The organism is Oryzicola mucosus, from assembly GCF_014534685.1.
Taxonomy (GTDB): Bacteria; Pseudomonadota; Alphaproteobacteria; order Rhizobiales; family Rhizobiaceae; genus Oryzicola; species Oryzicola mucosus.
The window spans coordinates 323444-349162 of sequence record NZ_JACVVX010000001.1 but is presented as its reverse complement, the minus strand read 5'-3'; the positions used below and the strand labels follow the sequence as shown (position 1 = coordinate 349162).

Below are 25719 nucleotides of genomic sequence, written 5' to 3'. Positions count from 1 at the left end.
GTTATGCCGCCTTGGCGAGTTGTCCGTGGACATCGGCCGCGATCTCATAAGAGCGCTTGCGGGCGGCGTGGTCGAATATCTGCGAAGTCACCATCAGTTCGTTGGCGCCGGTGCGCTCAATAAAGGCTTGCAGCCCCGCGCGTACGGTGGACGGTGAGCCGGCGTAGGAGCATGACAGCGTCTGGGACAGCATAGCGCGGGCGGACGGATCGAGGTCGCGCTCGTAGTTCTCCACCGGGGGGCGCAATTTGCCGGGCTGGCCGAGGCGAAGATTGACAAAAGCCTGCTGCATCGAACTGAACAGCAGCTTGCCCTCCGCATCAGTATCCGCGGCATAGACGCCGACGCCTGCCATGACATAGGGCTTGGCCAGCCTTTCCGATGGCTGGAAGCGCGAGCGGTATATTTCCAGTGCCTGGTCCAGTTCCGCCGGCGCGAAATGCGACGCGAACGCATAAGGCAGCCCCAGGATCGCAGCGAGTTGCGCTCCGTAGAGGCTGGAGCCAAGCACCCACATCTCGACCTCCTGGCCTTCGCCGGGCACAGCGCGCAGCTTCTGGTTCGGTTCAGCCGGCTCGAAATAGCGCATCAACTCGACGACATCGTTGGGGAAGCTGTCGACGCCGGCGTCCATGTTCCGCCGCAAGGCGCGGGCGGTCATCATGTCGGTGCCGGGCGCACGGCCGAGGCCGAGATCGATGCGGCCGGGATGCAGGGCGGCGAGCGTGCCGAACTGTTCGGCGATCATGATCGGAGCGTGGTTCGGCAGCATGATGCCTCCGGCGCCGACGCGGATTGTCTTGGTGCCGCCGGCGACATGGGCGATGACGACGGAGGTGGCCGCGCTGGCGATGCCGGGCATGTTGTGGTGCTCGGCGAGCCAATAGCGCTTGTAGCCCAGGCTTTCGGCATGGCGCGCGAGATCCAAAGAATTGGCAAGCGAATGCGAAACATCACTGCCTTCCGGAACGGGGGACAAGTCGAGAACGGATAGTTCGGCCATGGGTCAGCTCCGGACAGGGCGGGGGTACCCTGTCCATATAGGCATGCGGCGGCGAGATACAAAGGCTCCGAGGGATTCTCTATTTCGCCTCTTCTGCCACTTCCTCGCTGTCATGGCTTTGCTGTGCGGCCAGGAAGTTGCCGATATGGCGCAGGCTGTCGAAATGATCGCAGAACACCTTGATCACGACCAGCAGAGGGACGGCGATCAGCGCGCCGATGATGCCCCACAGCCACGACCAGAAGGCAACTGCGATGAAGATCGACACCGCATTGATCTCCAGTCGGCGCCCGACGACAACCGGGGTTACGAACTGGCCCTCGATGATGTCGCAGGCCAGCACATAGGCGGGCGCCACCAGGGCAAAGGCAAAGCTCGGAAAGGTGATGAGCGAAATGATGGTCACCAGGATGATGGTCAGCGCAGCGCCGATATAGGGCAGGAAGTTGAGGAGCGCCGCCGCGACGCCCCACACGGCCGGGTTGGGCATACCGATGGCCCACAGGCCGAGCCCGATGGCGAGGCCGAGCCCGCCATTGATGAGGGCAACAGTGAGCAGATAGTGCGAGATTTCGCGTTCGACGTCATAGACGATTCGCAGAGCGCGCTTCTTCTCGCTCATGCGGGCGAAGGATTGGACGATCTTCTCGTAGAACATCGAACCGGAGGCCATGAGAAAAAGGGACAGGACAAAGGTGATCGCCGCTGTCGTGCCGGCGGAAAGAACATTGCTTGCCGCTTGGGACAGAATGCCGGGCTGAGCCATGACAACACGTTGTACGCCCGGCTCCTGCGTCGACTGGGTGACTCGCTGGACCTCGGCCGAAATCTGCATCAGCCGGTCGAATGGATGCCTCAGCTCGGCGAGGCGTTCGGTCAGTCGGTAACCGATCGAGGATGCGTTGTTGGCGAGATCGATCACCGGCCCACTGAGGAAATAGCCGGTGCCGAAAATGAGCGTCACGGAAATCACCACCAACAAGGTGGCGGAGAGAGGCTCGGGAATGCCTCTTCTGCGGAGAAAGCGCACGATCGGGGTGAGCATCAGCGCGAGCAAAAAAGCCAAAATGACCGGCAGGATGAAGTCGCGGCTGAAATACAGCGCATAGATGCTGCCCAGAATGAACAGGCCGGTCAAAAGCGTCCGGATTTGCCTAAGATCGGCGAAAAGCGCCACCGGCTGTGGGCTGCCCGTGGATGCCGTCTCGGGTTTCATGAACCGTCCCTCAAACTCAGGAATATCACCACCGCACAGGCACGGTATGGCTTCGGTTGAGAACGGCAAAGCGGCCAAAAAGTTCCTATCCGCTCTCTTTGCCGGATAAAGCGACGGCAAATATAATCGGAGAAAAACAGGATAGTTTTGCTGCGGCCGGCGCCGACGTTTCAACATCGGCGCCCTGCGTGGGAAGATGACTATTACAGTCTACTTGGCGGCGGCGGCCTCGGTGCCGGTCTTCGCCGCAACGCCCAGCTCCTTGCGGACCAGAGGAGCGACCTTGGTGCCGTAAAGCTCGATCGCCTTCAGCATCTTGTCATGCGGCAGGATGCCGATTGCCATCTGCAGCAGGAAGCGGTCGTTCTTGAACAACTTGTGCTGCGCAACGATCTTCTCGGCCACGGTTTCGGGGTCGCCGACAAACAACGCGCCGCGCGGGCTGCGCGAAGCGTCGTAGTGAGCGCGGTTCGTCGGCCCCCAGCCGCGTTCGCGACCGATGCGGTTCATCACTTCCGCCTGCGGCAGGTAGAAATCGTCCGCCGCCTGCTGGGTGGTCTCGCCGACGAAGCCATGCACGTTGATGCTGGTCGCAAGCTTTGCCGGATCGTGGCCGGCGCGGCGCGCGGCTTCGCGGTAGAGCTCGAACAGCGGCGCGAAACGAGCAGGCTCGCCGCCGATGATGGCGAGCGCCAAGGGCAGGCCGAAGGCGCCTGCGCGCGCCACCGAATTGGGCGTGCCGCCGACCGCGATCCAGATCGGCAGCTTGTCCTGGTAGGGACGGGGATAGACGCCAAGTCCGTTGATCGGTGCGCGATGCTGACCCTGCCAGGTCACCCTTTCGCTGTCGCGGAGCGCGAGCAGAAGATCGAGCTTTTCCGTGAAGAGGTCGTCATAGTCCTCCAGATTATAGCCGAACAGCGGGAAGGACTCGATGAAGGAGCCGCGTCCGGCCATCAGTTCGGCGCGCCCGCCGGACAATTGGTCGAGCGTTGCGAATTGCTGGAAGACGCGGACGGGATCGTCCGAGGACAGCACCGTGACGGCACTGGTGAGCCTGATGCTCTTGGTGCGGGCGGCCGCCGCGGCAAGCACGACGGCGGGAGCGGACACGGCGTAGTCCGGGCGGTGATGCTCGCCAAGGCCGAAGACATCGAGACCCACCTGGTCGGCAAGCTCGATCTCTTCGATCAGGTTGCGCAGGCGTTCGTGCCAGCCGATCGTGCCGTTGGCAGCGCTGGTGCCGACATCGCCGAATGTATAGAGGCCGAGTTCCATCGTAGAATGTCCCTGTCGTTGTTTTCGGACAGGTAATGAAGGATATCGCCCCGCGCCAGTGGCGATCCGTTGAACAGTCTTTGTCCAATTTGACAGTTCCCCAACGGCAACATTTTGCAATTTCATGAGAGCAATGCGGATTTGGTGCTTGAACTCTGCCGTTTCCCGCGTATGTAAGCCTCGCCAGGACAATTTCTGCGACGGTCCAATACCGTTGCTCATGATCATGACCTGGATTGATAAAAGAGCGCTCCTTATCCAATACCGGTATCGGTGGATCTGGACACTGCGCGAGATGACTTTCAGGGACTGGAAATTGGCTATATTTAGGGAAAAAGACTTTCTCGACCGGCGCACCGCCGCCCAAACTGCAAAACAGGCACTTCTCGAAAAGTTCAAGTCCCGCCCGGCGGAAGACGACCCGGCGGTGCTGGCTCGCCAGGCCGAGCGCAAGGCTATTCTCGAGGCGCGCGAGCAGCGCAACCGCGAGAAAGAACAGCTGAAGCGCGAGAAGCAGGCTCGCGAGGCCGCCGAACGCGCCGAGCGCGAAGCGCGCGAAGCCGCTGAACGCGCTTTGGCAGAAGAGCAGGCGCGTGCGGAGGCGAAAATCCGCGAGGCTGAGGAAGCCGAGCGTCTCGCCAAGGAACTCGCCGAGGACGCCGAGCGCAAGGCAAAGCGCGACGCCCGTTATGCTGCCCGCAAGCAGCGCAACGGCCGCATGCCGCCTCCACCTCGGCCTTGATAGCGCGGCCTCAGTAACGCAACGTCGACGAGATCGAACACGCGGAGACCGGAAGGTTTCCGCGTGTCTTGTGCTGTCTTGATCAGGCGACGAGTTTGAGCCCGACGATGCCCGAGACGATCAGGCCGATGCAGGCCAGGCGCATCGCCGTTGCAGGTTCGCCGAACAGCCACATGCCGAGAACCGCGGTTCCAACCGTGCCGATGCCGGTCCAGATCGCATAGGCGGTTCCAACCGGAAGATCGCGCAAAGCCAGGCCGAGAAGGCCAAGGCTGACGATCATACTGGCAACGGTGAGGACGGTCGGCATCGGCCGCGAAAAACCGTCGGTATATTTGAGCCCGACGGCCCAGCCGATCTCAAAGAGACCTGCGAAAACCAGAAAAATCCAGGACATATCATGCCCTCCATGAGATGGCGGGCCGTCCTGCCGTGATTCTTGCAAAGGCAAGGTCGTCCTTGCAGCGTCGATTATAGGCCGGGCAGGAGCGGGGATCAATAATGGCCTGCGCCTCAAGCCATCCGCCCATCTGCGGCCGACCCCAAGCCGCCTATTCTTCCTCCACCACACGCAGTTTGAGCTGACCGGTGCGCGATTCCACCGGCCGGGCGCCTACGTCTGTGGGGCTTGCGGAGGGCCTGTCGGGGTCGTTGGCGCCGAATTCCAGCGCCTCGATCTTCTGGCCGCGCTTGGTCACCTTGCCGGACGAGACGAGGATGTCGTCGATATCGCGCGCGGCATGGCCGAAATGCACCTGCAGCTTGCGCACGCGGTCGTCCAGCCGCGACACGTCCTCCATCAGCCGGATGACCTCGCCCTGGATGAGATGCGCCTGCTCGCGCATGCGGGAATCCTTCAGGATCGACTGGATGACCTGAATGGACAGCATCAAGAGCGAGGGCGAAACGATGACGATGCGCAACCGGTGTGCGCGCTGGATCAGCGTCTCGAAATTCTCGTGCATCTCGGCAAAGACGGACTCGGACGGCACGAACATGAAGGCGGTGTCCTGCGTCTCCCCGCTCAGGAGATATTTGTCGGCGATGTCCCTTATGTGAACCTCGACATCCCGACGGAAGGCTTGCGCTGCGGCCTTCTGCGCATCGGGGCCTTCGGCTGCGCGAATCGCATTCCAGGCTTCCAGCGGGAACTTGGCATCGATGACCAGCGACGGCGTGTCGTTGGGCATGCGCACGAGGCAATCGGGCCGGGTGCCGTTCGACAGCGTCGCCTGGAACTCGTAGGCGCCCTGCGGCAGGCCGTCGGCGACGATCGCCTCCATGCGCGACTGGCCGAAGGCGCCGCGCGTCTGCTTGTTGGACAAAATCGCCTGCAACTGCACGACCTGACCGGCCAGCGACTGGATGTTGCTTTGGGCTGTGTCGATAACGGCAAGCCGTTCCTGCAGCCTGGCAAGGTTTTCATGCGTGGATTTCGTCTGCTCCGCCATGGTCTGGCCGAGCCGTCCGGTCATGGCGTCGAGACGCTGGCTGAGCGACTGGGTGAGTTCGGCTTGGCGCGCGCCGAAAATCTCGGCCATGGAGCCGAGTCGTCCCTGCATCTCGGCTTGCGAGCGAAGGATGCCCACCATGCGCATCTCCGCTTCGCGCGCCCGCTCCGCCGCCTCGAAAGCGGCGTCCGCCCGCGCGCGTCCGGACCGCCAAAGCGCCATGCCCAGCATCAGCAGGGCGATCAACACGGCAGCGCCGCCGACAGCCACGCCCTGTCCCACGGTAATCGTCGAACTGCCAAGTCGAAGGAGCGGTTGGGCAAAAAGCGATGGTTCCATCGCCACAGCATACCCAATTCAGACCGTAAATCCAGATCAAAACGTGAACATGCCGTCGCATCGACGGTTGACGATAGAACGGCGACGAATTAGGTGAGGCGCATGACGATCAAGCCTCTCATCATCCTACCCGACCCCTTGCTGCGCCAGGTTTCCAAGCCCGTCGAACGCGTCGACGAGCGCGTGCGCGCCTTCGCCGGCGACATGCTGGAGACGATGTACGATGCGCCCGGTATCGGGCTGGCCGCAATCCAGGTGGGCGAGCCCATCCGCATGCTGGTGATCGACCTTGCCAAGGAAGGCGAGACGCCCGAGCCGCATGTCTTCATCAATCCCGAGATCGTCCAGAGCGCCGAAGAGCGTTCGGTCTATGAGGAAGGCTGCCTGTCGATTCCGGACTATTATGCCGAGGTCGAGCGCCCGGCCTCTGTCCGCGTCACCTATCTCGACCGCGACGGCAAGCCGCAGGAAATGAATGCGGAAGGGCTGATGGCGACCTGCCTGCAGCACGAGATCGACCATCTCGACGGCGTCCTGTTCATCGACCACATCTCCCGGCTCAAGCGTGACATTGTGCTGCGCAAATTCAAGAAATTGGCGCGCGACAAGCCGTCGGGCCGACTGGCCGGCTGATTGTTCCTGGATATTTGCCGGGGGTTGCGGGGTCTGATATCATTGATATCAACCGGTGGAGGCTGATATGGGCGACCTGCTGATCAGAAACATTCCCGAGGCCTTGCGGGCCGATATCGAAGCCCTGGCACGTCGCAAGGGGCAATCCTTGTCCGAGGCCGCGCGAGAAGCGCTTCGCGCGGGCGTAGCGGCTGTTGGTAAAGCTACCGAGGAAAATGACAGATTGCCAGCCGGTGACCGGCTGAAAGCCATCTTCGCCGGCGTTTTCGAGAGCGACGACGAAGCGGAGGCTTTTCAAAAGGAACTCGAAGCAATGCGCCGGAACGACATTGGTCGTCCGGTGCCCGATTTCGAATGATCGTTCTCGACACCAACATCATTTCGGAGCCGACCAAGCCATCGCCGAATGCCACAGTGCTCGCATGGTTGAACGCGCAAGCCGAAGCCTCGCTGTTTCTGACAGCGCCCGGGATGGCCGAAATGTGGGCCGGTGCGCAGCGAGTCGTTTTGAGAGACGGGAGTTCGCGCTATGCGAAGAGCTTCGAACGTGTCGCCGCTGCCTATGCTGACCGAATCCTTGTATTCGATTTTCTGGCTGCGAAGCACTTCGGTGATATTGTCGCCCAACGCGAACGGTCTGGACGGCCCATGGCATTGATCGACGCCATGATCGCGGCGATCTGCATCGCGCATGGGGCCGTGCTGGCCACGCGCAACATCCGTGACTTCGACGGGCTTGACCTGAAGCTCGTAAACCCGTTTGAAGCGCATCTCTGAACCCGGCATCGCGGCCGGCGATAACGGATTCGAAAGACCATGCCCCTTCGCGTCATCTTCATGGGAACGCCGGATTTCTCCGTGGCGACACTGCGCGCCATTGTCGAGGCCGGCCATGAGGTTGCAGCGGTGTACACCCAGCCGCCGCGTGCCGCCGGCCGGCGCGGGCTGGAACTGACGCCATCGCCGGTTCAGCGCGCGGCCGAGCATCTTGGTTTGCAGGTCCGCTCGCCGCTGTCGCTCAAGGGCGAGGACGAGCAGGCGGCGTTTCGCGCGCTTGATGCGGATGTGGCCGTCGTGGTCGCCTATGGGCTTTTGCTGCCCAAGGCCATCCTCGAAGGAACCAGGCTGGGCTGCTATAACGGCCATGCCTCGCTGTTGCCGCGCTGGCGTGGTGCCGCCCCCATTCAGCGCGCCATCATGGCCGGAGACGCCGAGACGGGCATGATGGTGATGAAGATGGATATCGGGCTCGATACCGGCCCGGTGGCGCTGACGCACAAGGTCGAGATCGGCCCCGACATGACCGCTGCCGAATTGCACGATCGGTTGATGCCCGTCGGCGCCAGGCTGATGGTCGAGGCGCTCGGGCGGCTGGAGCAGGGAGACCTGCCGCTGACACCGCAGCCCGAAGACGGCGCGCTCTACGCGCGGAAGATCGACAAGGCGGAAAGCCGGATCGACTGGACCCGGCCTGCCGGCGACGTGCACAACACCATCCGAGGCCTGTCGCCCTTTCCCGGCGCCTGGTGCGAGTTCGATGCCGGCGGCAAGCCGGAGCGGCTGAAGCTGCTGCGGTCGACGCTGGCAAAAGGTCAGGGACAACCGGGTTTCCTGCTGGACGATGCGCTGACTGTCGCCTGCGGCGAAGGAGCCGTGCGGCTGGGCGAGGTACAGCGGGCCGGCGGCAAGGCCGTGCCGGCAAGCGAGTTCCTGCGCGGTGTCAAGCTGGCGACCGGAGACAGATTGCTATGAACGGCCTGCTTATTCGCGAAGCGATGGAGGCCGACCGGCAGGCGATCCATGCGGTCGAGACCCGCGCCTTCGGCAGGAACGACGAGGCGGATCTGGTGGAGCGCATCGTCGCCAACGGAGATGAGGTACTCGAATTGGTCGCCGTCAAAAGCGGCCTGATCGTCGGGCACATCCTGTTCTCGCGGCTTCTCGTCGAAACGAGAAATCGCGGCGCCTCCGCCGTGGCGCTTGCGCCGCTCGCCGTCGATCCCGATCACCAGCGCCAGGGCGTGGGCGGCGCCTTGATCGAGGACGGGCACCGCCTTCTGCGGCTGGCCGGAGAAACCCTGTCGGTGGTGCTCGGCGATCCCGCTTATTACCGCCGCTTCGGCTACAGCCACGAACGCGCCGCCGGTTTCGACAGCGACTATCAGGGCGCCGCGTTGCAGGCTCTGGCCTGGGGTACTTCCGCGCCGGCGGCGGGCCGCCTCGTCTATGCGGCGGCGTTTGCGGAGCTTGCCTGATGCCGCGGTTCCGTCTCGATATCGAATATGACGGCGGCGGCTACGCCGGCTGGCAGCGGCAGGCCGACAACCACTCGATCCAGGCGGCGATAGAACAGGCAATCTTCAAGTTCAGCGGCGACGCCATCTCGCTGCGCGGTGCAGGCCGCACCGATGCCGGCGTCCATGCCACCGGCCAGGTTGCGCATATCGATCTCAGCCGCGACTGGACGGACGACAAGGTGCGCGATGCCATCAACGCACATCTGCAAATGGCTGGCGAGACGGTGTCCATTCTGTCCGCGCGTCGCGTCGGCGACGGTTTCGACGCCCGGTTTTCAGCCACCGGCCGCCACTATCTCTATCGCATCCAGAATCGCCGGGCGCCGGCGGCGCTGGAAAAAGGCAAGGTCTGGTGGGTGCCCAAGCGGCTTGACGCCGAAGCCATGCAGGCGGCGGCGCAACTCATCCTCGGCAGGCATGACTTCACGACCTTCCGCTCGACCCAGTGTCAGGCCAACAGCCCGATCCGCACGCTCGAGCGGCTGGATGTCAGCCGCACCGGCGACATGATCGAAATCCGCTCCTCGGCGCGGTCCTTCTTGCATAACCAGGTGCGGTCGATGGTCGGCAGCCTCAAGCGGGTCGGCGAGGGCGGTTGGGAGCCTGCGGACATGCGCAAGGCGCTGGATGCACGCGACCGCGCCGCCTGCGGCCAGGTGGCGCCGCCCGACGGGCTGTTCCTGACCGGCGTGGATTACGCGGCGGGGGCCGAGATGCCCAGCAGCGACTGAAGCGAAAACAGCACCATCAGCGACAGGGCGAACATGCCGACGAACACCGCGGTGGCGATCGCCGGCCCCTTGCCGATGGAGTGGTTTGTCAGCCGCCAGCTCAAGGCCATGGCGAGCAGGAAGAGCACGAACGACACGAGCGTGGCGAGATCGGTCGCATCGGGCAGCAGCAATCGCACCAGGGATGCCGGCAGCATCATCCATGACAAGATGACGGAGCCCCAATTGGTGGCGATGACATAGGGCACCACGCGATTGCCGAGACCGAGTTTCGGCGCGACCGCGATCAGCACCACAAGCGGCAGCACCCAGGCCGACAGGTCGATGACGGCCAGCCGAAGCATCAGTCCCAAGCCGCTCATCTCGACCGGTCCCAGCATGATGTCGCCGGTGACGCCGATCCAGCTGACCATCATAGCCGGCAGGGCAAGCGCAATCGCGAAGAACGAATCCCAGAACCCGTCGGCGCTCAGGTCGAAGGCGCGCAGTCCGTCGCGCTTGCCGAGCATCAGCCTCCAGGCGCCGTTAAGATTTCTCTGGATGTCGTTGCCCGAAATCATGCGCTGTTCAGCCGAACCAGTCTTCCAGGAATTTCTGATAGATCGTCGTCAGCGTCTCGAGGTCTGCCAGCGCGACGCGCTCGTCGACCATATGCATGGTCTTGCCGACGAGACCGAACTCGACCACCGGACAATAGTCCTTGATGAAACGCGCATCCGAAGTTCCGCCCGAGGTAGACAATGTCGGCTGGCGACCCGTCACACTGGCGATGGAGGCAGACAGCGCGCCGACAAGCTTGTCGTCGCGGGTCAGGAAAACGTGGCTCGGGCGGTCGCGCCAGACCAGTTCGAACTCGACGGGTTCCTTCCGGCCAGGCCGGTATTTGCCGCGCCGGGCGGCGGCATCGAGCCGGTTGTGGACCTCCTGCTGCAACGTCTCGGCTGTCCAGCTGTCGTTGAAGCGGATGTTGAAGATAGCCGTCGCCTTGGCCGGAATCACATTGGTCGCCGGATTGCCGACATCGACCGAGGTGATTTCCAGATTGGTCGCCTGGAAATCCTTGGTGCCTTCGTCGAAGGCCGGATAGAGCAGCGCGTCCAGCAGGCTCACCATGCCGCGCACGGGATTGTCGGCTAGGTGGGGATAGGCGGCGTGTCCCTGCCGTCCATGGACGGTGACGACGCCGGAGATCGAGCCGCGTCGGCCGATCTTGATCATGTCGCCCAGCGCATCGGGATTGGTCGGCTCGCCAACCAGTGCCGCGTCCCAGCTTTCGCCGCGCCCGGCTGCCCATTCGAGCAGTTTGATGGTGCCGTTGATGGCGGGACCTTCCTCATCGCCGGTGATCAGCAGCGAGACGGAACCCTTCAGGCCGCCGGTCCTTTCGATGTGCCGGGCAACGGCGGCGACGAAACAGGCGATGCCGCCTTTCATGTCGACGGCGCCGCGCCCGTACATCTCGCCATTGGAGATTTCGGCGGAGAAGGGCGGATGTGTCCAGGCAGTCTCGTCGCCGACCGGCACCACGTCGGTGTGGCCCGCGAACATCAGATGCGGACCATTGCCCGATCGACGCGCATACATATTCTCGATGTCGGGCGTAGCGTCGTCGGAAAACACCGGTCGGTCGACGGCGAAGCCCAAGGGCCGGATCATCGCCTCCAGCGCGGTCAGCGCGCCGCCCTCTTCCGGGGTGACGGAAGCGCAGCGAATGAGCGTGGCGAGGTTCTCGGCGGGGTCGGTTGGCAAGGTCATCCGGTAGCGATAATCCAAAGACATGCCGCTGTCACCGGGTCAGCCGCTTCTGGACACGCTGCTCTTTCGTCGCAGGAAAGCCCGGCGCCGAAAACGCCGAGAGGCCGCTGATCACCGAGGCTGGTTGGTGCGTTCGCCATAGCGGTTGGGCCCGGTATTTCCGGGCAGCAAGGCCAGCACGATGATGGCGAGAATATCGAAAACGACGGTCGGGATCGCCCAAAGCCCGGGAAGTCCGAGATCGTGAAGCCGCTTGATCGACAGCGCGACGTTCGCCCACAGCGAGACGAGCAAGGTGATCAGCAACACGGTGGTCCAGCCGGTGCTCGGCTCCGTCTCGGTCGAGTAACGCACCACCTGATAGACGGCGAAGAACCGCGCCAGATAGGAAAACGCGCAGGCCAGAGCGAAAACGCCCCGGCCCAGACGCCCGGATGTGCCAAAGAACAACCAGAAAAAAAGCGATAAATCAGGCAAGAGGATCCGGTCCGAAGCGATTTGCTCCTCGCGTTCCTTCGAGGATGCCGAGTTCAACGAGCAGCCAGACACCGCCGATAACAGGTACCAGGCCGATCAGCGACCACCAGCCCGACTTGTCCCGGTCATGCCAGCGTTTCGTATAAAGAGCGAGCGCCAGAAAGATATAGAACGGCATCGAGACGATGGCGAGGATACCGATAGGATGCTCGCCGATATGCAGCCCGAGAGCGGCATCGAGAATGTTGATGACGATGCCGGTGGCAATCAGTATCCCGATGCCAGCCCAGAACTTGGCGCGATTGATGCGGCCTTGATAGCTCGTCAGAAGATATTTCCAGTCCATGTCCACCCTTCCCTCTCACAAGACGTGCTCACGACACGCAAGCGGAGGTTGCGACCAATTCGGTTAAAGATCAGTCTCTGAGCAATTCGTTGATCGAGGTCTTGGACCGGGTCTTCTCGTCGACCCGCTTGACGATGACGGCGCAATAAAGGCTCGGGCCCCAGTTTTCGCCCGGTACGTTCTTTCCGGGCATGGTGCCGGCCACCACCACCGAGTAGGGCGGCACCTCGCCATAAAAGATTTCGCCGGTGGCGCGGTCGACGATCTTGGTCGACTTGCCGATGAACACGCCCATGCCGAGGACAGCGCCTTCGCGGACGATACAGCCTTCGACAACTTCCGAGCGCGCGCCGATGAAGCAATTGTCCTCGATGATGGTGGGGCCGGCCTGCATGGGCTCAAGCACGCCGCCGATGCCGACGCCGCCGGACAGATGCACATTCTTGCCGATCTGGGCGCAGGAGCCGACAGTCGCCCAGGCGTCGACCATGGTGCCGGTATCGACATAGGCGCCGAGATTGACGAAGGAGGGCATCAGCACGACGCCGGGCGCGATATAGGCGGAACGCCGAACCACGCAGTTCGGCACGGCGCGGAAGCCGGCGCGTTCGAAATCCATGCCGCCCCAGCCTTCGAACTTGGACGGCACCTTGTCCCACCAGGACGATTCGCCAGGCCCGCCCTTGACGATTTCCATGGCGTTGAGTCGGAAGGACAGGAGCACGGCCTTCTTGAGCCATTGGTTGACCGTCCAGGTGCCGTCCTCGCCGCGCTCGGCGACGCGGGCCGTGCCGCGGTCGAGCAGGTCGAGCGAGGTTTCCACGGCCTCGCGGACTTCGCCGCGCGTCGAGGTCGAAACACCGTCGCGCTCGTCGAAAGCCTTCTCGACAATCTTTTCGAGGCTGGCGAGATCGGTCTTCGACATGGGTGGGTGCTCCGTTACGTGGTGTTAAGGTTAACGCCGATAGGCTGGTCTTAAAATCGCGCGGACCGTATGTCAGCGTGGTGCAGGGGTCAATCGCATGAGCCCCGCATCGCCGGACGCAATCGAGAAAACTGGAAGTTTGTTTGAATGACCCCAATGGAAAAATCAGGCTGGACGCCGCTCTCCCATGCCGATGAGGATATGGAGCGCGTCAAGAGCGTGCCGGATACCCCGCAGACACGGGCGCCGAGCTATCGCCTGGCCTGGGACGACGCGGATTTCCTGACCCGCCGCGAATTGCGGCCGGTGCGCCTGCAACTCGAACTGATGAAGCCCGACCTGATTCTGACCGAAAGGGGGATCCGCTCGACGGTGGTGCTGTTCGGCGGCGCGCGTCTGCCCGAACCGGGCGGGGAGGCCTGGGCGGCCAAGAACGAGACGCAGCGCAAGAACCTCCTCGCCAACAGCAAATATTACGACGAGGCACGAAAGTTCGCCCGCATCTGTTCGGAGCACTCGTCTGCTTCCAACTACAGCGAGTATGTCGTCGTCACCGGCGGAGGACCGGGTGTGATGGAGGCGGGAAACCGTGGCGCGAAAGATGTCGGCGCACCGTCCATCGGGCTCAACATCGTGCTGCCGCACGAGCAGGCGCCGAACCCCTATGTGACGCCCGAACTGTGCTTCAACTTCCACTATTTCGCCATACGCAAGATGCATTTCGTCATGCGCGCCAAGGCCGTCGCGGTGTTCCCGGGCGGCTTCGGCACCATGGACGAGTTCTTCGAGACGCTGACGCTGATCCAGACCGGCCGGATGGAACGCGTACCGGTGATCCTGTTCGGCAAATCGTTCTGGGAGCGCGCCATGGACCTCGATTTCCTCGCCGAGCAGGGCACGATCACGCCAGGCGACCAGGACATCATCGACTATGTCGACACGGCCGAAGAGGCCTGGGAGATCATCCGGCGCTTTTACTCGCTTTGACCGAAATCAACGCCCGCGACGACGGAGCGGGTTAGTTCGCCTATATGGGCGCAACGGATACGACAGGAACGATGGAAGACAGAACGACGATCGTGGTGGATGGCGGCACGCTTCCACCTGCGCTGGATGAGGCGATGATCCACACGGTGGTGCATCGCTTCTACGATGCGATCCAGGCCGATCCGTTGCTGGGGCCTGTCTTCGGCGGCGCGATCAAGCCGGAGGCATGGCCGGTGCATCTCGCCAAGATGTGCGATTTCTGGTCTTCGAGCCTGCTGCGCAGCGGTCGCTACGAAGGTCGCCCCTTGCCGCCGCATTTGAGGTTGCCCGGCCTGGACGAAAAGCATTTTCGGCGTTGGCTCGAACTGTTCCGCGCCACGCTGCGCGAAACCTGCCCGCCCGAGGTTCGCAAGCTCTTCATGGGGCGCGCTTTGCGCATGGCGCAGAGTTTTCGCCTGGCCATCGCCTTTAGCCGGGGCGAGGACACGCTGGCTGTTAAGCCCATTGTCGAAGACAGCCTGGGCGACGCCTGATCCGTCGAATCGCCGCGATGAAGCCGGTCTGACGAGCGCGCGGAACGTCGCGCGGCACCGCGCGTTCTCTTCCGTCCAAGGCGACCAGGAGACAGGCCGTGACGCGCACGACGAAAGCACCGGGACCTCTTCATCCCGACCCGGTTCCCGAAAGCAAGGACGAGAAGCAGCGTGCTTTGGAAGAGCGCGTCGAACGGCTTGAAAAGCGGCTCGACGAAACGCTGACCGAAAAGGGCGCGTCGCATGTACGGTCAAGCCATGGACCGGATGAGCGACGCGATGAGCTTCACAAGGCGGTCGACCGGGCGCTGGAGAGGCGGGGCAAGTAGCTGCCTCTGCGACTGCCTTCAGGCGTTGAACGCGTCGACCAGGCTGTTGAGAAATTCCGGAAGATTGTCGGTGACGAAATCCACGTCGTCCGAACGTTCCAGATCGCGCTCCCATATCTCGGCGAAAGTCGGCTCGAAATTACGCGGCACGATCAGCACGGTGGTCATACCCAGCGCCTTGGGCGCTGAAAGATTGCGCGCCAGATCCTCGAACATAGCAGCGTTCGGACCGACGATTTTGTACAGTTCGGCGAATTTATCGTAAGTTTCCCGCGCGGGCTTGGGCGTCAGGCCGGCAGCGACGATGTCGAAAATATCGTCGAAATGGTCGAGTATGCCGAGTTGGCGCGCGGTGCGTTCGGCATGGCCGCGATCCCCATTGGTGAAGATGAACTTGCGGCCGGGAAGCTGACGGATGGCCGCGCCCAGAACCGGGTCAGGCACCAGCCAGGAATAGTCGATGTCGTGGACTTTTTCGAGAAAGTCGTCGGAATCGATGGCGTGCCGCTCCATCAGCCCTTTTAGCGTCGTGCCGTATTCGAGGTAGAGTGCCTTTTGCAGCGCGCGTGCCTCCTCGCGCGGAACGCTGAGCAGTTCCGAGACATAGGCCGTCATCTTGACGTCGATCTGCGAAAACAGATTGGTGTGGTGGGGGTAGAGCGTGTTGTCGAGGTCGAACACCCAGTCCGTCACATGGCTGAAGTGGCTGGCATCGGGTAAATCTGTCATAGATGGCTTTGCTAACGTTTCGGAGTAATCTTGCGCGAAAGGTGGACGGGCTTTTGCGGATTATTTCAAGGCACGGTGCCGAAAATCTTTTGAAAAGGCTAATTTTAACCGATCAGGGATAGATCATTTCGGCTCATCTGTCCCGGAGGCGTGGTGTGGCAACGATAGTCTTGAAGGCGAGTGCGGTCGCCGTGCTTTCCGTGCTGGTGTCCCTGCTGTTGGCCGTCACCATCGTACCCGCGCTTGGCGGCGTCGTAGACGGCAATGCCTGGCTGATGTGCATCGTCTGCCCGCTCCTCATTTCCTGGCCGGCCAGCGCCTTCACCTTCTGGCAAAGCGGGCGGCTCAAGGCAGCGCATCGCGAGCTTGCCCGCACCCATGCGCAGCTTGCCGCCGCGCACCGGCGCCTGGCCGAAAAGGCCCGGCGGGACGAGATGACCGGCATGCTCAACCGGGAGACGTTTTTTTCCATGCTCGACGGTTCGCGCCGCAGGACGGACCGTGGCGCCCTGTTGATCGTCGATGCGGATCATTTCAAGCGCATCAACGACACCTATGGCCATCTGACCGGGGACACGGCTCTGCGGCTGGTGTCGGACGCCATCAAGCGCGGCATACGCAGCGGCGACCTGCTTGGTCGCATCGGCGGCGAGGAGTTTGGCGCGCTGCTGGTCGGTGCATCGGCGGAAGAGGCAGCAGAGGTGGCCGAGCGCATTCGCGTGGAAGTCGAGCGAATCCGCTTTAAACCCGATGACGAAAAGGTCCTTACTCTGACCGTCTCGATCGGCGGGGCCGTCTGCGGCGCCGACGCCGCGGTTTCGGACGTCATGCGGCTGGCCGACCAGGCGCTCTACGAGGCCAAGAACAGCGGGCGCAACCGTGTCGCCATGGCCAATCGGATTGTCGCTGCGGCCTGACCCTATGGACCGCGATTGCGTGGCCGGCTGGGCGAGACTATAGCGCAGGCTATTTCATGCCCGAAAGCGCCTGCCCATGGAACTGTGGATCCCTATCACCATCGCTGCTGCGTTCTGTCAGAACCTGCGTTCGGCGCTGCAGAAGCATCTGCAGGGCGCGCTGGGAACGACAGGCGCCAGCTTCGTGCGCTTCGGCTTCGGCTTTCCCGTCGCGATCGTCTATGTCCTGCTCCTGCATGTGCTGACGGACCGCCCGTTTCCTCTGATGTCGCTGCCCTTCGCCCTCTGGGCCGTGGTGGGCGGCGTCGCCCAGATCATGGCGACGATCCTTTTGGTGCACATGTTCTCGCTGCGCAATTTTGCTGTCGGTACCGCCTATTCCAAGACCGAGCCCGTGCAGGCGGCGATCTTCGGCTTCGTGCTGCTGGGCGAGCGGATCACGGCAGGCGCCGTCATGGCGATCTTTGTCGGCGTGGTCGGCGTGATGATGATCTCGGTGGCCCGCATGCCCTTGTCGTGGCGCAATCTGTTCGCCGCTTTGTTCGGACGGACGGCGCTGACGGGCATAGCCTCGGGGGCGCTGTTCGGCATATCGGCTGTGGCCTATCGTTCCGCTGCCCTGTCGCTCGGCGGGCCGGATCCGATCATGCAGGCGGCGGTGACGCTTGCCGTGGTGACCACATTCCAGACCGTCATCATGATCGCCTGGATGGCCGCGACCGATCTCAGCGAATTCGGCCGCGTGGCCAGGGCCTGGCGGTCTTCGGCGATGGTCGGGCTTGCCGGCGTCGTCGGCTCGGCCTGCTGGTTCACCGCCATGGCGCTGCAGCAAGTGGCCTATGTGCGCGCGCTCGGCCAGATCGAACTGGTCTTCACCTTTGCCGTGTCGATCTTTTTCTTCCGCGAACGCATCACCAGGATGGAGGCGACGGGCTGCGTGCTGATCGTCAGCGGCATTTTGCTGCTGCTGATGTGGCGTTAGGCTGCGCTCGATTTCAGCCTTGTAGCGTCGCCGCGACCTGCCAGAAGCCCTTCGACCGAAATGTCCTCGTCAAGGTCCTCCCAATGCAGACCGCGGGTGCTCAGCGTGAGTTTTTCGCGCTGCTCCGGGGTGGCATGAAGAAGTCGTGGAAACCAGGCCAGCGGCACGCTCAGCACACGCCCATCGGACAGCTCAACAGAAAAGCTGTCCGCTGCAAATGTGACGTGTGTCGGCCTAACCAAAGAAGTCGTTCCATGCATGATCGATTTCCGGTCGCCTGCTTTCGATGATCTCCGTCAGCTCACGCAAAGTCTTGGCGTTGAAGCCGTCATTGTAGGCTACCACAATTTCCGGCCACAGCCAAAACTTTGCATCGATCCCGTCCTTGATCACATGGACATGAACCGGTTCGCGCGGATCGCCTTCATTTGCGTAGAAGAGGAAACGGAAACCCTTTTCGCGAAAGACGACCGGCATTGCAGGCAAATTTCACGGCACGATCAGCGTGCCGGCGCCGTGCTCGGTGAACAGTTCGAGCAGCACCGCATGGGCCGTCTTGCCGTTGAGGATGACGACGCCTTCGACGCCGCGCTCGATGGCCTCGATGCAGGTCTCGACCTTGGGGATCATGCCGCCGGAAATCGTGCCGTCCTTGATCAGCGCCTTGGCTTCCGACACAGACAACTCGTCGATGAGTTTCTTGTCCTTGTCCAGAACGCCGGGCACGTCGGTAAGGAACAGCAGGCGCGAGGCCTTCACCGCGCCGGCAATGGCGCCGGCGAAAGTATCGGCGTTGATGTTGTAGGTGTGGCCGTCGCGGCCAGGTGCCACGGGTGCGAGCACCGGGATCATTTCGGAGCGGGCGAGCAGGTCGAGCAACGTGCGGTCGACTTCCACCGGCTCGCCGACGAAGCCGAGATCGATCACCCGCTCGATGTTCGAGTCCGGGTCGATCATGGTTTTCTTGGCCTTTTCGGCGAAGACCATGTTGCCGTCCTTGCCGCACAGGCCGATGGCCCATTCGCCCTCGGCATTGATGAGGGCGACGATTTCCTTGTTGATCGAGCCGGCCAGAACCATTTCGACGATCTCGACCGTCTTCTGGTCGGTGACGCGCAGGCCGCCTTCGAACTTGGACTCGATGCCCATGCGATTCAGCATGGCGCCGATCTGCGGTCCGCCGCCATGGACGACGATGGGGTTGACGCCGGATTGCTTGAGAAGCGCGATGTCGCGGGCAAACGCACGGCCCAGCGCGATGTCGCCCATGGCGTGGCCGCCATATTTCACCACGACCGTCTTGTTCTCGTAGCGCTGCATGTAGGGCAGGGCCGCGGAAAGCAGGGCGGCTTGCATTTCTGCGGTGGCGGCGACATCCGTCGTCATTGGCATCATTCCCATAACATCGAGGACGCGGCGTCTTAACCGGAAAACCTGCGGGGATCAAATGGTTCCGGAACCCTGCGGCGTGACGGTGACAGGGGTGTGAAGAAGCGAGATGGACCGTTGCAAAACCGGCGCGACGGCCTAGTTTGTGGCCAATGACGCCTCAGGACATCACAAAGCTGATCGTGCGGACCTCCTTGAAGGACCGAGCCGCGTTCGATCAACTGTATCGCGCGACGAATGCGAAACTCTTTGGCGTCTGCCTGCGTGTCTTGAACGACAGGGCGGAGGCGGAGGAAGCGCTTCAGGAAGTCTTCGTCAAGATCTGGACGAAGGCCGACCGTTTCGCGATTTCCGATCTCAGTCCGATTTCATGGCTGGTGGCCGTGGCGCGCAATCATGCGATCGATCGCATCCGTGCCCGACGCAAACCGACCGTCGACATCGATACCGCGCTGGATGTGGCCGATCCTACGCCCGGACCGGAGCAGCAGGCGCTTTCGGCGGGGGAGGGCGACCGCGTCTATCGCTGCTTGGACGAGCTTGAAGACGACCGCGCAGCCGCCGTTCGCGGTGCCTATCTGAAAGGCGAGAGCTATGCGGAGCTTGCGGAACGCCATGGCGTACCGCTGAACACCATGAGGACCTGGCTGCGCCGCAGCCTGATCAAACTGAGAGAGTGCCTGGAACGATGACGTCCGCGGAAGAAGACAGAGCAGTACCCGGAGGCGACGATATGGTCGCCGCCGAATACGTGCTCGGCGTCCAGCCGCTGGATGAACGGCAGCAGGCGGCACGGCGTGTCGACACCGAACCCGACTTTGCTCGTCTCGTCGATGCATGGGAGGTCCGGCTCTCGCCGCTCGCCGCCGGCTATCCCGAGATCGAGGCGCCCTTCGCCGTCAAGCAGGCGATCGACCGCCGCCTGAGCCGGAACGACCGCAGGAAGCGCGCCGGCTTCTGGTCCAGCCTGGTGCTGTGGCGCGGCCTGGCAGGGATGGCGGTGCTTGGCTTTGCGCTGGCTCTGGCCGTACCCTACATGCTCGAAAACCGCTCGCAGACACCGCCGGTCAGGATGGTCGCCTCGCTCGCAGCGCCTGGAACCGACGTCCAGTATCTCGCCATGTTCGATGCGCAAAAGGCGGAGCTTGGCCTGTCGCATGTTTCGGGTGAGCGCGAGGCCAACCACGACTTCGAACTCTGGATGATCGAACCCAACAAAGCCCCGGTATCGATGGGTGTCATTCCGGTGGGCAGCACCGCGCACATGACGCTCGACCAGGCGACGCTCGCCAAGCTGGCAGGCGGCGCGGTTCTCGCCATCACCTTGGAGCCGCCGGGTGGGTCGCCGACGGGAGACCCGACCGGTCCGGTCGTGGCCTCCGGAGACCTGCGGCAGATCTAAGGATTGGCTCATCTATAAAGCAGGATGACGCAAGTCATGTATAGAAAAAGGGAGATCGGCTTTCGCCGGTCTCCTTTTTTGTGAAGTCGAGCTGTTTGTAGAAAAATTATGAGACTGGGTGAAACTTAAGATTCTCATTGTCGTGACTTCCATCACCTCATCGGGAGGTAGAACAACCAGGGAAACACGAAAAATGACCAAGATGAAAACTGTTCTTCTCGCCGGCGCTCTCGCATTCTCCAGCCTTGCAGGCGTTGCTTATGCCGAGAACCCCAAGGTCGGCGGCGCCGCCATGTTCGAGGACAAGAACATCGTCGAAAACGCGATGAACTCCAAGGACCACACCACTCTCGTGGCCGCCGTCAAGGCAGCCGGACTGGTCGAAACGCTCCAGGGGACGGGTCCGTTCACGGTTTTCGCACCCACCAACGAGGCTTTTGCAGCCCTTCCGGCCGGCACTGTCGACACGCTTCTCAAGCCTGAGAACAAGGATCAGCTTGCCAAGATTCTGACCTGTCACGTCGTTGCCGCCAAGGCGATGGCGGCGGACGTTGCCAAGATGGTCAAGGACGATGGCGGCATGCACAAGGCCAAGACGGTCGGCGGCTGCGAACTCACCTTCAAGGACGACATGGGCAAGGTCACCGTGACCGACGAAAACGGCACCGTCGCCAATGTCACCACCGCCGATGTAGTTCAGTCCAACGGCGTCATCCACGTCGTCGACAAGGTTCTGCTTCCCAAGATGTGAGCCGTCTCAGGCCACAGCCGCTTTGAGGCGGCATCTCCCTCCAGTGCCGCCCATCGCGACTTGCCCCACGCCGAAAACGCGGCGCGGGGCTCTTTTCTTGGAGCGTCAGCCGCCGTTGACCGCCAGCACCATGGCGGCGCGCAACTCGTCCAGGCCTTCGTTTTTCTCCGACGATGTCGCGAGCACGACGGGAAAGGCGGCGGGGCGGCGCTTGGTCTTCAAAAGCGTGTCTTCGATCAGCTTCGGCACGCCAGCTGCCTTGATCTTGTCGGTCTTGGTCAGCACGATCTGGTAGGAGACGGCGGCCTTGTCGAGCAAGGCCATGACCTCTTCGTCGTTCTTCTTGATGCCGTGCCGGGCATCGATCAGCAGGTAGACGCGCTTCAGCGTCACACGGCCCTTGAGATAATCGAAAACCAGCTTGGTCCAGAGGTCAACCTGGTCCTTGGGCGCCTTGGCGTAGCCGTATCCCGGCATGTCGACCAGCGCCATGGGTGGCATGTCGCCCTCCATGCCGGAATAGCCGTCGGGAACGAAATAGTTGAGCTCCTGCGTGCGGCCTGGGGTGTTGGAGGTGCGTGCAAGCCCGTTCTGACCCACCAGCGCATTGATCAGCGATGACTTGCCGACATTGGACCGGCCAGCAAAGGCGATTTCCGGCGGTCCCTCGGGCGGCAGGAACTTCATTGCGGGTACGCCGCGGATGAACACCCAGGGGCGCGTGAAGATGCCGGTGACGATCTCGTCGGCGGTGAAAATCTGTTCGCTCAAGCCGCCTGCTCCAGTGCGTCGATGTCGGCGCCACGAATGGCGTCGAGGTTGCGGGTAATCTTGTCGATCGGCCAGTTCCACCAGCCGATGGTGAGAAGCCTGCCTATGATGGCGTCGTCAAAGCGCTTCTTGATCTGCGTTGCCGGATTGCCGCCAACCACTGTGTAGGGTTCGACGTCGCGGCTGACAACGGATTTGGCTGCAATGATGGCGCCGTCGCCGATCTTTATGCCCGGCAGGACCACCGCCTCCATGCCGATCCACACATCGTTGCCCACGACGGTATCGCCACGGTTCTCTCGTTCCCAGCTGGAAACGTCGAATCCTTTTTCCCAGCCGTGGCCGAAGATGTTGAACGGATAGGTCGAGAAGCCGGACATGGCGTGGTTGGCGCCGTTCATGATGAAGCGCGTGCCTTCGGCGATGGCGCAGAACTTTCCGATGATCAGTTTGTCGCCGATGAAGGGGTAGTGATGCAGCACGCATTTCTGCTGGAAGAGATCGGGGCCTTCCGGATCGTCATAATAGGTGAAGTCGCCGATCTCGATGTTCTCGGCATCGACCAGCGGCTTGAGGAAGCCGACGCGCTTGTGCAGCGGGAGCGGGTGTTTGATGTCGGGATTGGGTCCGTTCATGGCAGGTCCGTTGATGATCGATGGAAGGAGGATGACTGCTTGAGGCGACCCGCAAAGGCTACGGGCGAAGGCTGGAGCTGGTCTTCCTACTGGATCATGTCGAAACGGGTCTCCTTGCGGTTGCGGCCTTATAGCGGCTGAGCCGGCAGGCGTCCACCTCGCGCCTTGATTCAGAAAAAGGGCAGTGGCCCGCGAAAGGTTCCGATCGGCACGTGGTGCGTGATCAGGCCGGTATCGGCCTTCCAGTGATGCAGCAGCAGCGCCGGCGGCTCGATATAGGAAGCGGGCTCCGCATCGGGCGACAGCCTGAGCGCAATCGCAGTGGTGGTGCTGGGCGCCGTGCACAGCAGCGTGCCGGCGAAGCGCACCTGCATGAAGCGGTGGATATGCCCCGTCAACACCCGCTCAACGGCCGGATAACGGGCGATGATGGCGGCCAGCCGCTCACTGTTTCGGCAGTTGTAGTCGTCGATAAAAGGAATTCCGCTCAGGAATGGCGGCTGGTGCATCATGACGATGGTCGGCCGATCAGGCTCCGCCGACAGAGCGGCTTCCAGCCAATCGCCGGCCGCTGCGTCGAAATCGCCGTGATGGTCGTCGGGCACGGTGATGTCGAGGCCGACGATGCGCACCGGCCCGAGCGTGTCGGCGACGAAATGCAAGGGTCCGGTCCGCGGCATCAGGGGGTGGTCGGAGAAGGCCGACCTGAACGCCTCGCGCTCGTCATGGTTGCCCGGAATGACCAGCAGCGGCTGCTCGATCGCCGCCAGCAATTCCAATGCATGCTGGTACTCGACGGGACTGCCGTTTTCGACCAGATCGCCTGTCAGGATCACCATGTCGGGTCTGGGCGTCAGCCTACGAAGCTGGGCGACTGCTTCTGTGAACATGGCGTTGGAATTGACGAGCCCCTGATAGAGTTCGCCGCGCGGCATGATGTGCGGGTCGGAAAGATGGGCAATCAGCATCAGGAGCCGCCATGTCGAGGGAACTGAGAGCCTGTTTGGAAACCCGTGAAAGCGGTCGGCAAATGGCCCTTTCTGCGCTTCCGGTGCTCACGTACCGACTGTACGCTGCGCTCCGGGTCTCGAAAGCACCATTTTCGCCACGCTTTGACGTGTTTTCAGACAGACTCAAAGAAGCTAGCGCGCAAAGTACCGCCGCACCACCAGAAATGAAAAACCCCGGACATGCCGGGGTTTCTCGTTGAAGTCTGCGGCTATTCCGCCGGTTTGGGCTTTTTCTTGAACAGCCCCGCCAGATTGTCCCAGAGCTCTATCTTGGCGCCCTGGCGCTTCATGATTACACCCTGCTGGATGACCGACAGCGTGTTGTTCCATGCCCAGTAGATGACGAGGCCCGCCGGGAACGACGCCAGCATGAAGGTGAAGATCACCGGCATCCAGGTGAAGATCATCGCCTGTGTCGGATCGGGCGGGGTCGGGTTCATGCGCATCTGCAGGAACATCGTGATGCCCATGACGATCGGCCACACGCCCAGCATCAGGAAGTGACCGAAAACCGGAACAGCGCCTGGGTCGAACGGCAACAGGCCGAACAGGTTGAAGATCGAGGTCGGATCGGGCGCCGCCAGATCCTGAATCCAGCCGAAGAACGGCGCATGGCGCATTTCGATGGTGATGTAGAGCACCTTGTAGAGCGCAAAGAAAACCGGGATCTGGATCAGCACGGGCCAGCAGCCCGCCACCGGATTGATCTTCTCGGTCTTGTACAGCTCCATCATCGCCTGCTGCTGCTTCATCTTGTCGTCCGCGTATTTCTCGCGGATTTCCAGCATTTTGGGCTGCACGACCTTCATCTTCGCCATCGACTTGTAGGATTTGTTGGCGAGCGGGAAGAAGACGGCCTTGACGACGACGGTGGTGGCCAGGATGGCCAGGCCGAAATTGCCCAGCATCGTGTAGAGGCTGTCGATCAGCCAGAACATCGGCTTGGTGATGAAGTAGAACCAGCCCCAGTCGATCAGCAGGTTGAACTGGCGGATGTCGCGCTCGGTCTCATAAGCGTTGATCTTGGCGACTTCCTTGGCGCCGGCAAAGACCAGCGCCTTCACTTCGGTCGACTGGCCGGGCGCGACCGTTATCGGGTCGGTCAGGTAGTCGGACTGGTAGTGGCTGCGGCCCTCGCCGAAGAAGGCGAAACGCGGCTGGAACGGCTGGCCGGTCGGGGGGACGAGGGTCGCCGCCCAATATTTGTCGGTGATGCCCAGCCAGCCGTCTTCCGACTTGCCCGGGATGATCTGCTTTTCGTCCTCGATCTTGCCGTAGCCGATTTCCTGAAGGCCTTCGGTGCCGGTGACGCCGATCAGGCCTTCGTGCAGCACATAGGCGGCCGCATGCTGCGGCTTGTCGAAGCGGGTGACGCGACCGTAGTTCAACAGCGAGATCGGCGCGGTGCCGGAATTGGCGACCGTGTCGGTGACGGTGAACATGTAGTTGTCGTCCACCGCAATGTTGCGGGTGAAGGTCAGGCCGGTGTTGTTGGTGTAGCTCAGCGTCAGCGGCGTCGAGGGCGTGAGGGTCGGGGTGCCCTGAACCTGCCAGACCGTCTCGGGACCGGGAACGTCGCCGCTGTTGTCGGTCTTCACATAGCCGATCTCGGTGTAGAAGCCGGCCGGCAGCGCGGAAGGGTTGAGGAGCTGGATGTTCGGCGAATTCGGCTCGACGGTCAGCCGGTACTGCTTGAGGCTGATGTCGTCGATGCGGGCGCCGGTCAGGTTGATCGAGCCGAACAGGCTGGGCGTCTCGAGCTTGACGCGGCCGGACGAGGCCAAAGCCTGGTCGCGGGTGGCTGCGGCCACGCCGTCGGAACCCGGCACGCCGGGGACGCCGGTCTGCGGCGCAGCCGTGCCTGCCGGAAGCGGCACGTTGCTCCCCGGCGTGGCGGCTGCGCTGTCCTGGGCCTGCGAACGCTCGGCTTCGATGCGCGCTGCCTCGCGCTGCGCTTCCATGCGCGGGCCCATGTAGAAAAACTGCCACAGGGCAAGGATCAGCACCGACAGTGCGATCGTGATGAAGAAGTTACGATTGTTTTCCATCGAAAACCCTTGCTCGGTGGCCCCGCCCTGGCTGGACCACGCC

Annotated in this window: 33 protein-coding genes; 15 read left to right on the top strand and 18 right to left on the bottom strand. The window is 62.5% G+C overall.

Annotated elements, in window-relative coordinates:
• Position 1 precedes the first annotated feature (1 nt).
• From ICI42_RS01680 to ICI42_RS01670, 3 genes are all read right to left on the bottom strand, one after another.
• Positions 2–1003: an LLM class flavin-dependent oxidoreductase gene (locus ICI42_RS01680; protein WP_188162803.1), complete on the bottom strand. Its 1002-nt coding sequence runs from the start codon at positions 1001–1003 to the stop codon at positions 2–4.
• A gap of 79 nt (positions 1004–1082) precedes the next feature.
• Entirely contained in the window at positions 1083–2219 is a 1137-nt protein-coding gene (locus ICI42_RS01675; protein WP_188162802.1) for an AI-2E family transporter, read from the bottom strand.
• A gap of 210 nt (positions 2220–2429) precedes the next feature.
• Positions 2430–3497: an LLM class flavin-dependent oxidoreductase gene (locus tag ICI42_RS01670; protein ID WP_188162801.1), complete on the bottom strand. Its 1068-nt coding sequence runs from the start codon at positions 3495–3497 to the stop codon at positions 2430–2432.
• A 316-nt stretch (positions 3498–3813) separates the two neighbouring features.
• On the opposite strand from ICI42_RS01670, the gene ICI42_RS01665 reads away from it, so the two are divergent.
• Positions 3814–4239, top strand: coding sequence for a DUF6481 family protein (locus tag ICI42_RS01665; protein ID WP_188162800.1), 426 nt, complete (start codon positions 3814–3816; stop codon positions 4237–4239).
• An 82-nt stretch (positions 4240–4321) separates the two neighbouring features.
• Here ICI42_RS01665 and sugE read toward each other — a convergent pair whose 3' ends face one another.
• Together sugE and ICI42_RS01655 are read right to left on the bottom strand one after the other, a co-directional pair.
• Positions 4322–4636, bottom strand: coding sequence for a quaternary ammonium compound efflux SMR transporter SugE (gene sugE / locus ICI42_RS01660; RefSeq protein WP_188162799.1), 315 nt, complete (start codon positions 4634–4636; stop codon positions 4322–4324).
• A gap of 154 nt (positions 4637–4790) precedes the next feature.
• Entirely contained in the window at positions 4791–6029 is a 1239-nt protein-coding gene (locus ICI42_RS01655; protein ID WP_188162798.1) for a DNA recombination protein RmuC, read from the bottom strand.
• A gap of 102 nt (positions 6030–6131) precedes the next feature.
• On the opposite strand from ICI42_RS01655, the gene def reads away from it, so the two are divergent.
• The 6 genes from def to truA all read left to right on the top strand — a co-directional run bounded on the left by def (position 6132) and on the right by truA (position 9690).
• Positions 6132–6662: a peptide deformylase gene (gene def, locus ICI42_RS01650; RefSeq protein ID WP_188162797.1), complete on the top strand. Its 531-nt coding sequence runs from the start codon at positions 6132–6134 to the stop codon at positions 6660–6662.
• A 67-nt stretch (positions 6663–6729) separates the two neighbouring features.
• Complete coding sequence (locus ICI42_RS01645) at positions 6730–7020, top strand: ribbon-helix-helix protein, CopG family (RefSeq protein WP_188162796.1); 291 nt, start codon at positions 6730–6732, stop codon at positions 7018–7020.
• On the top strand, positions 7017–7439 hold the full coding sequence (locus ICI42_RS01640; RefSeq protein WP_188162795.1) for a type II toxin-antitoxin system VapC family toxin: 423 nt from the start codon (positions 7017–7019) through the stop codon (positions 7437–7439). Before ICI42_RS01645 ends, ICI42_RS01640 begins: the two co-directional genes overlap by 4 nt.
• 39 nt (positions 7440–7478) lie before the next feature.
• Positions 7479–8414: a methionyl-tRNA formyltransferase gene (gene fmt, locus ICI42_RS01635; RefSeq protein WP_188162794.1), complete on the top strand. Its 936-nt coding sequence runs from the start codon at positions 7479–7481 to the stop codon at positions 8412–8414.
• Complete coding sequence (locus ICI42_RS01630) at positions 8411–8917, top strand: GNAT family N-acetyltransferase (protein ID WP_188162793.1); 507 nt, start codon at positions 8411–8413, stop codon at positions 8915–8917. The genes fmt and ICI42_RS01630 overlap by 4 nt, the downstream gene beginning before the upstream one ends.
• The gene (truA, locus tag ICI42_RS01625) at positions 8917–9690 is read left to right on the top strand and encodes a tRNA pseudouridine(38-40) synthase TruA (protein ID WP_188162792.1); all 774 of its coding nucleotides are present in this window, start codon (positions 8917–8919) and stop codon (positions 9688–9690) included. Before ICI42_RS01630 ends, truA begins: the two co-directional genes overlap by 1 nt.
• On the opposite strand, the gene ICI42_RS01620 is transcribed toward truA, so the two are convergent.
• From ICI42_RS01620 to dapD, 5 genes are all read right to left on the bottom strand, one after another.
• A complete protein-coding gene (locus tag ICI42_RS01620; RefSeq protein ID WP_188162791.1) occupies positions 9654–10250 on the bottom strand; it encodes a transporter in 597 nt (198 codons plus the stop codon). The genes truA and ICI42_RS01620 overlap by 37 nt on opposite strands.
• A 7-nt stretch (positions 10251–10257) precedes the next feature.
• Positions 10258–11445: a succinyl-diaminopimelate desuccinylase gene (dapE, locus tag ICI42_RS01615; RefSeq protein ID WP_188163675.1), complete on the bottom strand. Its 1188-nt coding sequence runs from the start codon at positions 11443–11445 to the stop codon at positions 10258–10260.
• Positions 11446–11556: 111 nt separating this feature from the next.
• Entirely contained in the window at positions 11557–11922 is a 366-nt protein-coding gene (locus ICI42_RS01610; protein ID WP_188162790.1) for a DUF805 domain-containing protein, read from the bottom strand.
• The gene (locus tag ICI42_RS01605) at positions 11915–12268 is read right to left on the bottom strand and encodes a DUF805 domain-containing protein (RefSeq protein WP_188162789.1); all 354 of its coding nucleotides are present in this window, start codon (positions 12266–12268) and stop codon (positions 11915–11917) included. Before ICI42_RS01605 ends, ICI42_RS01610 begins: the two co-directional genes overlap by 8 nt.
• Before the next feature lie 70 nt (positions 12269–12338).
• The gene (gene dapD / locus ICI42_RS01600; RefSeq protein WP_188162788.1) at positions 12339–13193 is read right to left on the bottom strand and encodes a 2,3,4,5-tetrahydropyridine-2,6-dicarboxylate N-succinyltransferase; all 855 of its coding nucleotides are present in this window, start codon (positions 13191–13193) and stop codon (positions 12339–12341) included.
• A gap of 147 nt (positions 13194–13340) precedes the next feature.
• On the opposite strand from dapD, the gene ICI42_RS01595 reads away from it, so the two are divergent.
• From ICI42_RS01595 to ICI42_RS01585, 3 genes are all read left to right on the top strand, one after another.
• Positions 13341–14180: an LOG family protein gene (locus ICI42_RS01595; RefSeq protein WP_188162787.1), complete on the top strand. Its 840-nt coding sequence runs from the start codon at positions 13341–13343 to the stop codon at positions 14178–14180.
• A 71-nt stretch (positions 14181–14251) separates the two neighbouring features.
• Positions 14252–14713 (top strand): group III truncated hemoglobin, encoded by a 462-nt coding sequence (locus tag ICI42_RS01590; protein ID WP_188162786.1) that lies wholly within the window; start codon positions 14252–14254, stop codon positions 14711–14713.
• A gap of 98 nt (positions 14714–14811) precedes the next feature.
• Entirely contained in the window at positions 14812–15042 is a 231-nt protein-coding gene (locus ICI42_RS01585) for a hypothetical protein (RefSeq protein WP_188162785.1), read from the top strand.
• 18 nt (positions 15043–15060) lie between these two features.
• Here the strand turns inward: ICI42_RS01585 and ICI42_RS01580 are convergent, their stop codons facing one another.
• Positions 15061–15771, bottom strand: coding sequence for a pyrimidine 5'-nucleotidase (locus ICI42_RS01580; RefSeq protein WP_188162784.1), 711 nt, complete (start codon positions 15769–15771; stop codon positions 15061–15063).
• Between the two features lie 155 nt (positions 15772–15926).
• Here ICI42_RS01580 and ICI42_RS01575 point away from each other — a divergent pair, with 155 nt between their 5' ends.
• Positions 15927–16688, top strand: a complete 762-nt coding sequence (locus ICI42_RS01575; protein WP_188162783.1) for a GGDEF domain-containing protein — start codon at positions 15927–15929, stop codon at positions 16686–16688.
• A gap of 76 nt (positions 16689–16764) precedes the next feature.
• Positions 16765–17670, top strand: coding sequence for a DMT family transporter (locus ICI42_RS01570; protein ID WP_188162782.1), 906 nt, complete (start codon positions 16765–16767; stop codon positions 17668–17670).
• On the opposite strand, the gene ICI42_RS01565 is transcribed toward ICI42_RS01570, so the two are convergent.
• Genes ICI42_RS01565 through argB form a run of 3 tightly spaced genes read right to left on the bottom strand, consistent with a single transcriptional unit; the run spans position 17667 to position 19062 of the window.
• Entirely contained in the window at positions 17667–17912 is a 246-nt protein-coding gene (locus tag ICI42_RS01565; RefSeq protein ID WP_230980122.1) for a DUF2442 domain-containing protein, read from the bottom strand. The two genes, ICI42_RS01570 and ICI42_RS01565, sit on opposite strands and share 4 nt — an antisense overlap.
• On the bottom strand, positions 17905–18147 hold the full coding sequence (locus tag ICI42_RS01560) for a DUF4160 domain-containing protein (protein WP_188162780.1): 243 nt from the start codon (positions 18145–18147) through the stop codon (positions 17905–17907). Before ICI42_RS01560 ends, ICI42_RS01565 begins: the two co-directional genes overlap by 8 nt.
• Positions 18148–18159: 12 nt before the next feature.
• Positions 18160–19062 carry an acetylglutamate kinase gene (gene argB / locus ICI42_RS01555; RefSeq protein ID WP_188163674.1) on the bottom strand — a complete coding sequence of 301 codons (903 nt, stop codon included), beginning with the start codon at positions 19060–19062 and terminating at the stop codon, positions 18160–18162.
• A 149-nt stretch (positions 19063–19211) separates the two neighbouring features.
• Here argB and ICI42_RS01550 point away from each other — a divergent pair, with 149 nt between their 5' ends.
• The 3 genes from ICI42_RS01550 (at position 19212) to ICI42_RS01540 (ending at position 21212) form a co-directional block, all read left to right on the top strand.
• Complete coding sequence (locus ICI42_RS01550; RefSeq protein ID WP_188162779.1) at positions 19212–19751, top strand: sigma-70 family RNA polymerase sigma factor; 540 nt, start codon at positions 19212–19214, stop codon at positions 19749–19751.
• Positions 19748–20461, top strand: coding sequence for an anti-sigma factor (locus ICI42_RS01545; RefSeq protein ID WP_188162778.1), 714 nt, complete (start codon positions 19748–19750; stop codon positions 20459–20461). The genes ICI42_RS01550 and ICI42_RS01545 overlap by 4 nt, the downstream gene beginning before the upstream one ends.
• Positions 20462–20654: 193 nt before the next feature.
• Positions 20655–21212, top strand: coding sequence for a fasciclin domain-containing protein (locus ICI42_RS01540; protein WP_188162777.1), 558 nt, complete (start codon positions 20655–20657; stop codon positions 21210–21212).
• A gap of 105 nt (positions 21213–21317) precedes the next feature.
• On the opposite strand, the gene yihA is transcribed toward ICI42_RS01540, so the two are convergent.
• From yihA to yidC, 4 genes are all read right to left on the bottom strand, one after another.
• Positions 21318–21971: a ribosome biogenesis GTP-binding protein YihA/YsxC gene (yihA, locus tag ICI42_RS01535; protein ID WP_188163673.1), complete on the bottom strand. Its 654-nt coding sequence runs from the start codon at positions 21969–21971 to the stop codon at positions 21318–21320.
• An 8-nt stretch (positions 21972–21979) separates the two neighbouring features.
• Positions 21980–22618 carry a CatB-related O-acetyltransferase gene (locus ICI42_RS01530; protein WP_188162776.1) on the bottom strand — a complete coding sequence of 213 codons (639 nt, stop codon included), beginning with the start codon at positions 22616–22618 and terminating at the stop codon, positions 21980–21982.
• 170 nt (positions 22619–22788) lie between these two features.
• Positions 22789–23586, bottom strand: coding sequence for a phosphodiesterase (locus ICI42_RS01525; RefSeq protein WP_188162775.1), 798 nt, complete (start codon positions 23584–23586; stop codon positions 22789–22791).
• A gap of 251 nt (positions 23587–23837) precedes the next feature.
• The gene (gene yidC / locus ICI42_RS01520; RefSeq protein WP_188162774.1) at positions 23838–25676 is read right to left on the bottom strand and encodes a membrane protein insertase YidC; all 1839 of its coding nucleotides are present in this window, start codon (positions 25674–25676) and stop codon (positions 23838–23840) included.
• Positions 25677–25719 lie beyond the last annotated feature (43 nt).

Bases quoted from the DNA above. Each gene is read 5' to 3' on its own strand.
- ICI42_RS01540 (WP_188162777.1), top strand. From the start codon at position 20,655: ATGACCAAGATGAAAACTGTTCTTCTCGCCGGCGCTCTCGCATTCTCC.
- ICI42_RS01530 (WP_188162776.1), bottom strand. From the start codon at position 22,618: ATGAACGGACCCAATCCCGACATCAAACACCCGCTCCCGCTGCACAAG.
- ICI42_RS01560 (WP_188162780.1), bottom strand. From the start codon at position 18,147: ATGCCGGTCGTCTTTCGCGAAAAGGGTTTCCGTTTCCTCTTCTACGCA.
- ICI42_RS01570 (WP_188162782.1), top strand. From the start codon at position 16,765: ATGGAACTGTGGATCCCTATCACCATCGCTGCTGCGTTCTGTCAGAAC.
- truA (WP_188162792.1), top strand. From the start codon at position 8,917: ATGCCGCGGTTCCGTCTCGATATCGAATATGACGGCGGCGGCTACGCC.
- ICI42_RS01545 (WP_188162778.1), top strand. From the start codon at position 19,748: ATGACGTCCGCGGAAGAAGACAGAGCAGTACCCGGAGGCGACGATATG.
- argB (WP_188163674.1), bottom strand. From the start codon at position 19,062: ATGCCAATGACGACGGATGTCGCCGCCACCGCAGAAATGCAAGCCGCC.
- def (WP_188162797.1), top strand. From the start codon at position 6,132: ATGACGATCAAGCCTCTCATCATCCTACCCGACCCCTTGCTGCGCCAG.
- ICI42_RS01645 (WP_188162796.1), top strand. From the start codon at position 6,730: ATGGGCGACCTGCTGATCAGAAACATTCCCGAGGCCTTGCGGGCCGAT.
- dapE (WP_188163675.1), bottom strand. From the start codon at position 11,445: ATGACCTTGCCAACCGACCCCGCCGAGAACCTCGCCACGCTCATTCGC.
- ICI42_RS01550 (WP_188162779.1), top strand. From the start codon at position 19,212: ATGACGCCTCAGGACATCACAAAGCTGATCGTGCGGACCTCCTTGAAG.
- sugE (WP_188162799.1), bottom strand. From the start codon at position 4,636: ATGTCCTGGATTTTTCTGGTTTTCGCAGGTCTCTTTGAGATCGGCTGG.
- ICI42_RS01675 (WP_188162802.1), bottom strand. From the start codon at position 2,219: ATGAAACCCGAGACGGCATCCACGGGCAGCCCACAGCCGGTGGCGCTT.
- ICI42_RS01525 (WP_188162775.1), bottom strand. From the start codon at position 23,586: ATGCTGATTGCCCATCTTTCCGACCCGCACATCATGCCGCGCGGCGAA.
- ICI42_RS01655 (WP_188162798.1), bottom strand. From the start codon at position 6,029: ATGGAACCATCGCTTTTTGCCCAACCGCTCCTTCGACTTGGCAGTTCG.
- dapD (WP_188162788.1), bottom strand. From the start codon at position 13,193: ATGTCGAAGACCGATCTCGCCAGCCTCGAAAAGATTGTCGAGAAGGCT.
- ICI42_RS01580 (WP_188162784.1), bottom strand. From the start codon at position 15,771: ATGACAGATTTACCCGATGCCAGCCACTTCAGCCATGTGACGGACTGG.
- ICI42_RS01670 (WP_188162801.1), bottom strand. From the start codon at position 3,497: ATGGAACTCGGCCTCTATACATTCGGCGATGTCGGCACCAGCGCTGCC.
- ICI42_RS01605 (WP_188162789.1), bottom strand. From the start codon at position 12,268: ATGGACTGGAAATATCTTCTGACGAGCTATCAAGGCCGCATCAATCGC.
- ICI42_RS01630 (WP_188162793.1), top strand. From the start codon at position 8,411: ATGAACGGCCTGCTTATTCGCGAAGCGATGGAGGCCGACCGGCAGGCG.
- ICI42_RS01590 (WP_188162786.1), top strand. From the start codon at position 14,252: ATGGAAGACAGAACGACGATCGTGGTGGATGGCGGCACGCTTCCACCT.
- ICI42_RS01595 (WP_188162787.1), top strand. From the start codon at position 13,341: ATGACCCCAATGGAAAAATCAGGCTGGACGCCGCTCTCCCATGCCGAT.
- ICI42_RS01680 (WP_188162803.1), bottom strand. From the start codon at position 1,003: ATGGCCGAACTATCCGTTCTCGACTTGTCCCCCGTTCCGGAAGGCAGT.
- yidC (WP_188162774.1), bottom strand. From the start codon at position 25,676: ATGGAAAACAATCGTAACTTCTTCATCACGATCGCACTGTCGGTGCTG.
- fmt (WP_188162794.1), top strand. From the start codon at position 7,479: ATGCCCCTTCGCGTCATCTTCATGGGAACGCCGGATTTCTCCGTGGCG.
- ICI42_RS01640 (WP_188162795.1), top strand. From the start codon at position 7,017: ATGATCGTTCTCGACACCAACATCATTTCGGAGCCGACCAAGCCATCG.
- ICI42_RS01620 (WP_188162791.1), bottom strand. From the start codon at position 10,250: ATGATTTCGGGCAACGACATCCAGAGAAATCTTAACGGCGCCTGGAGG.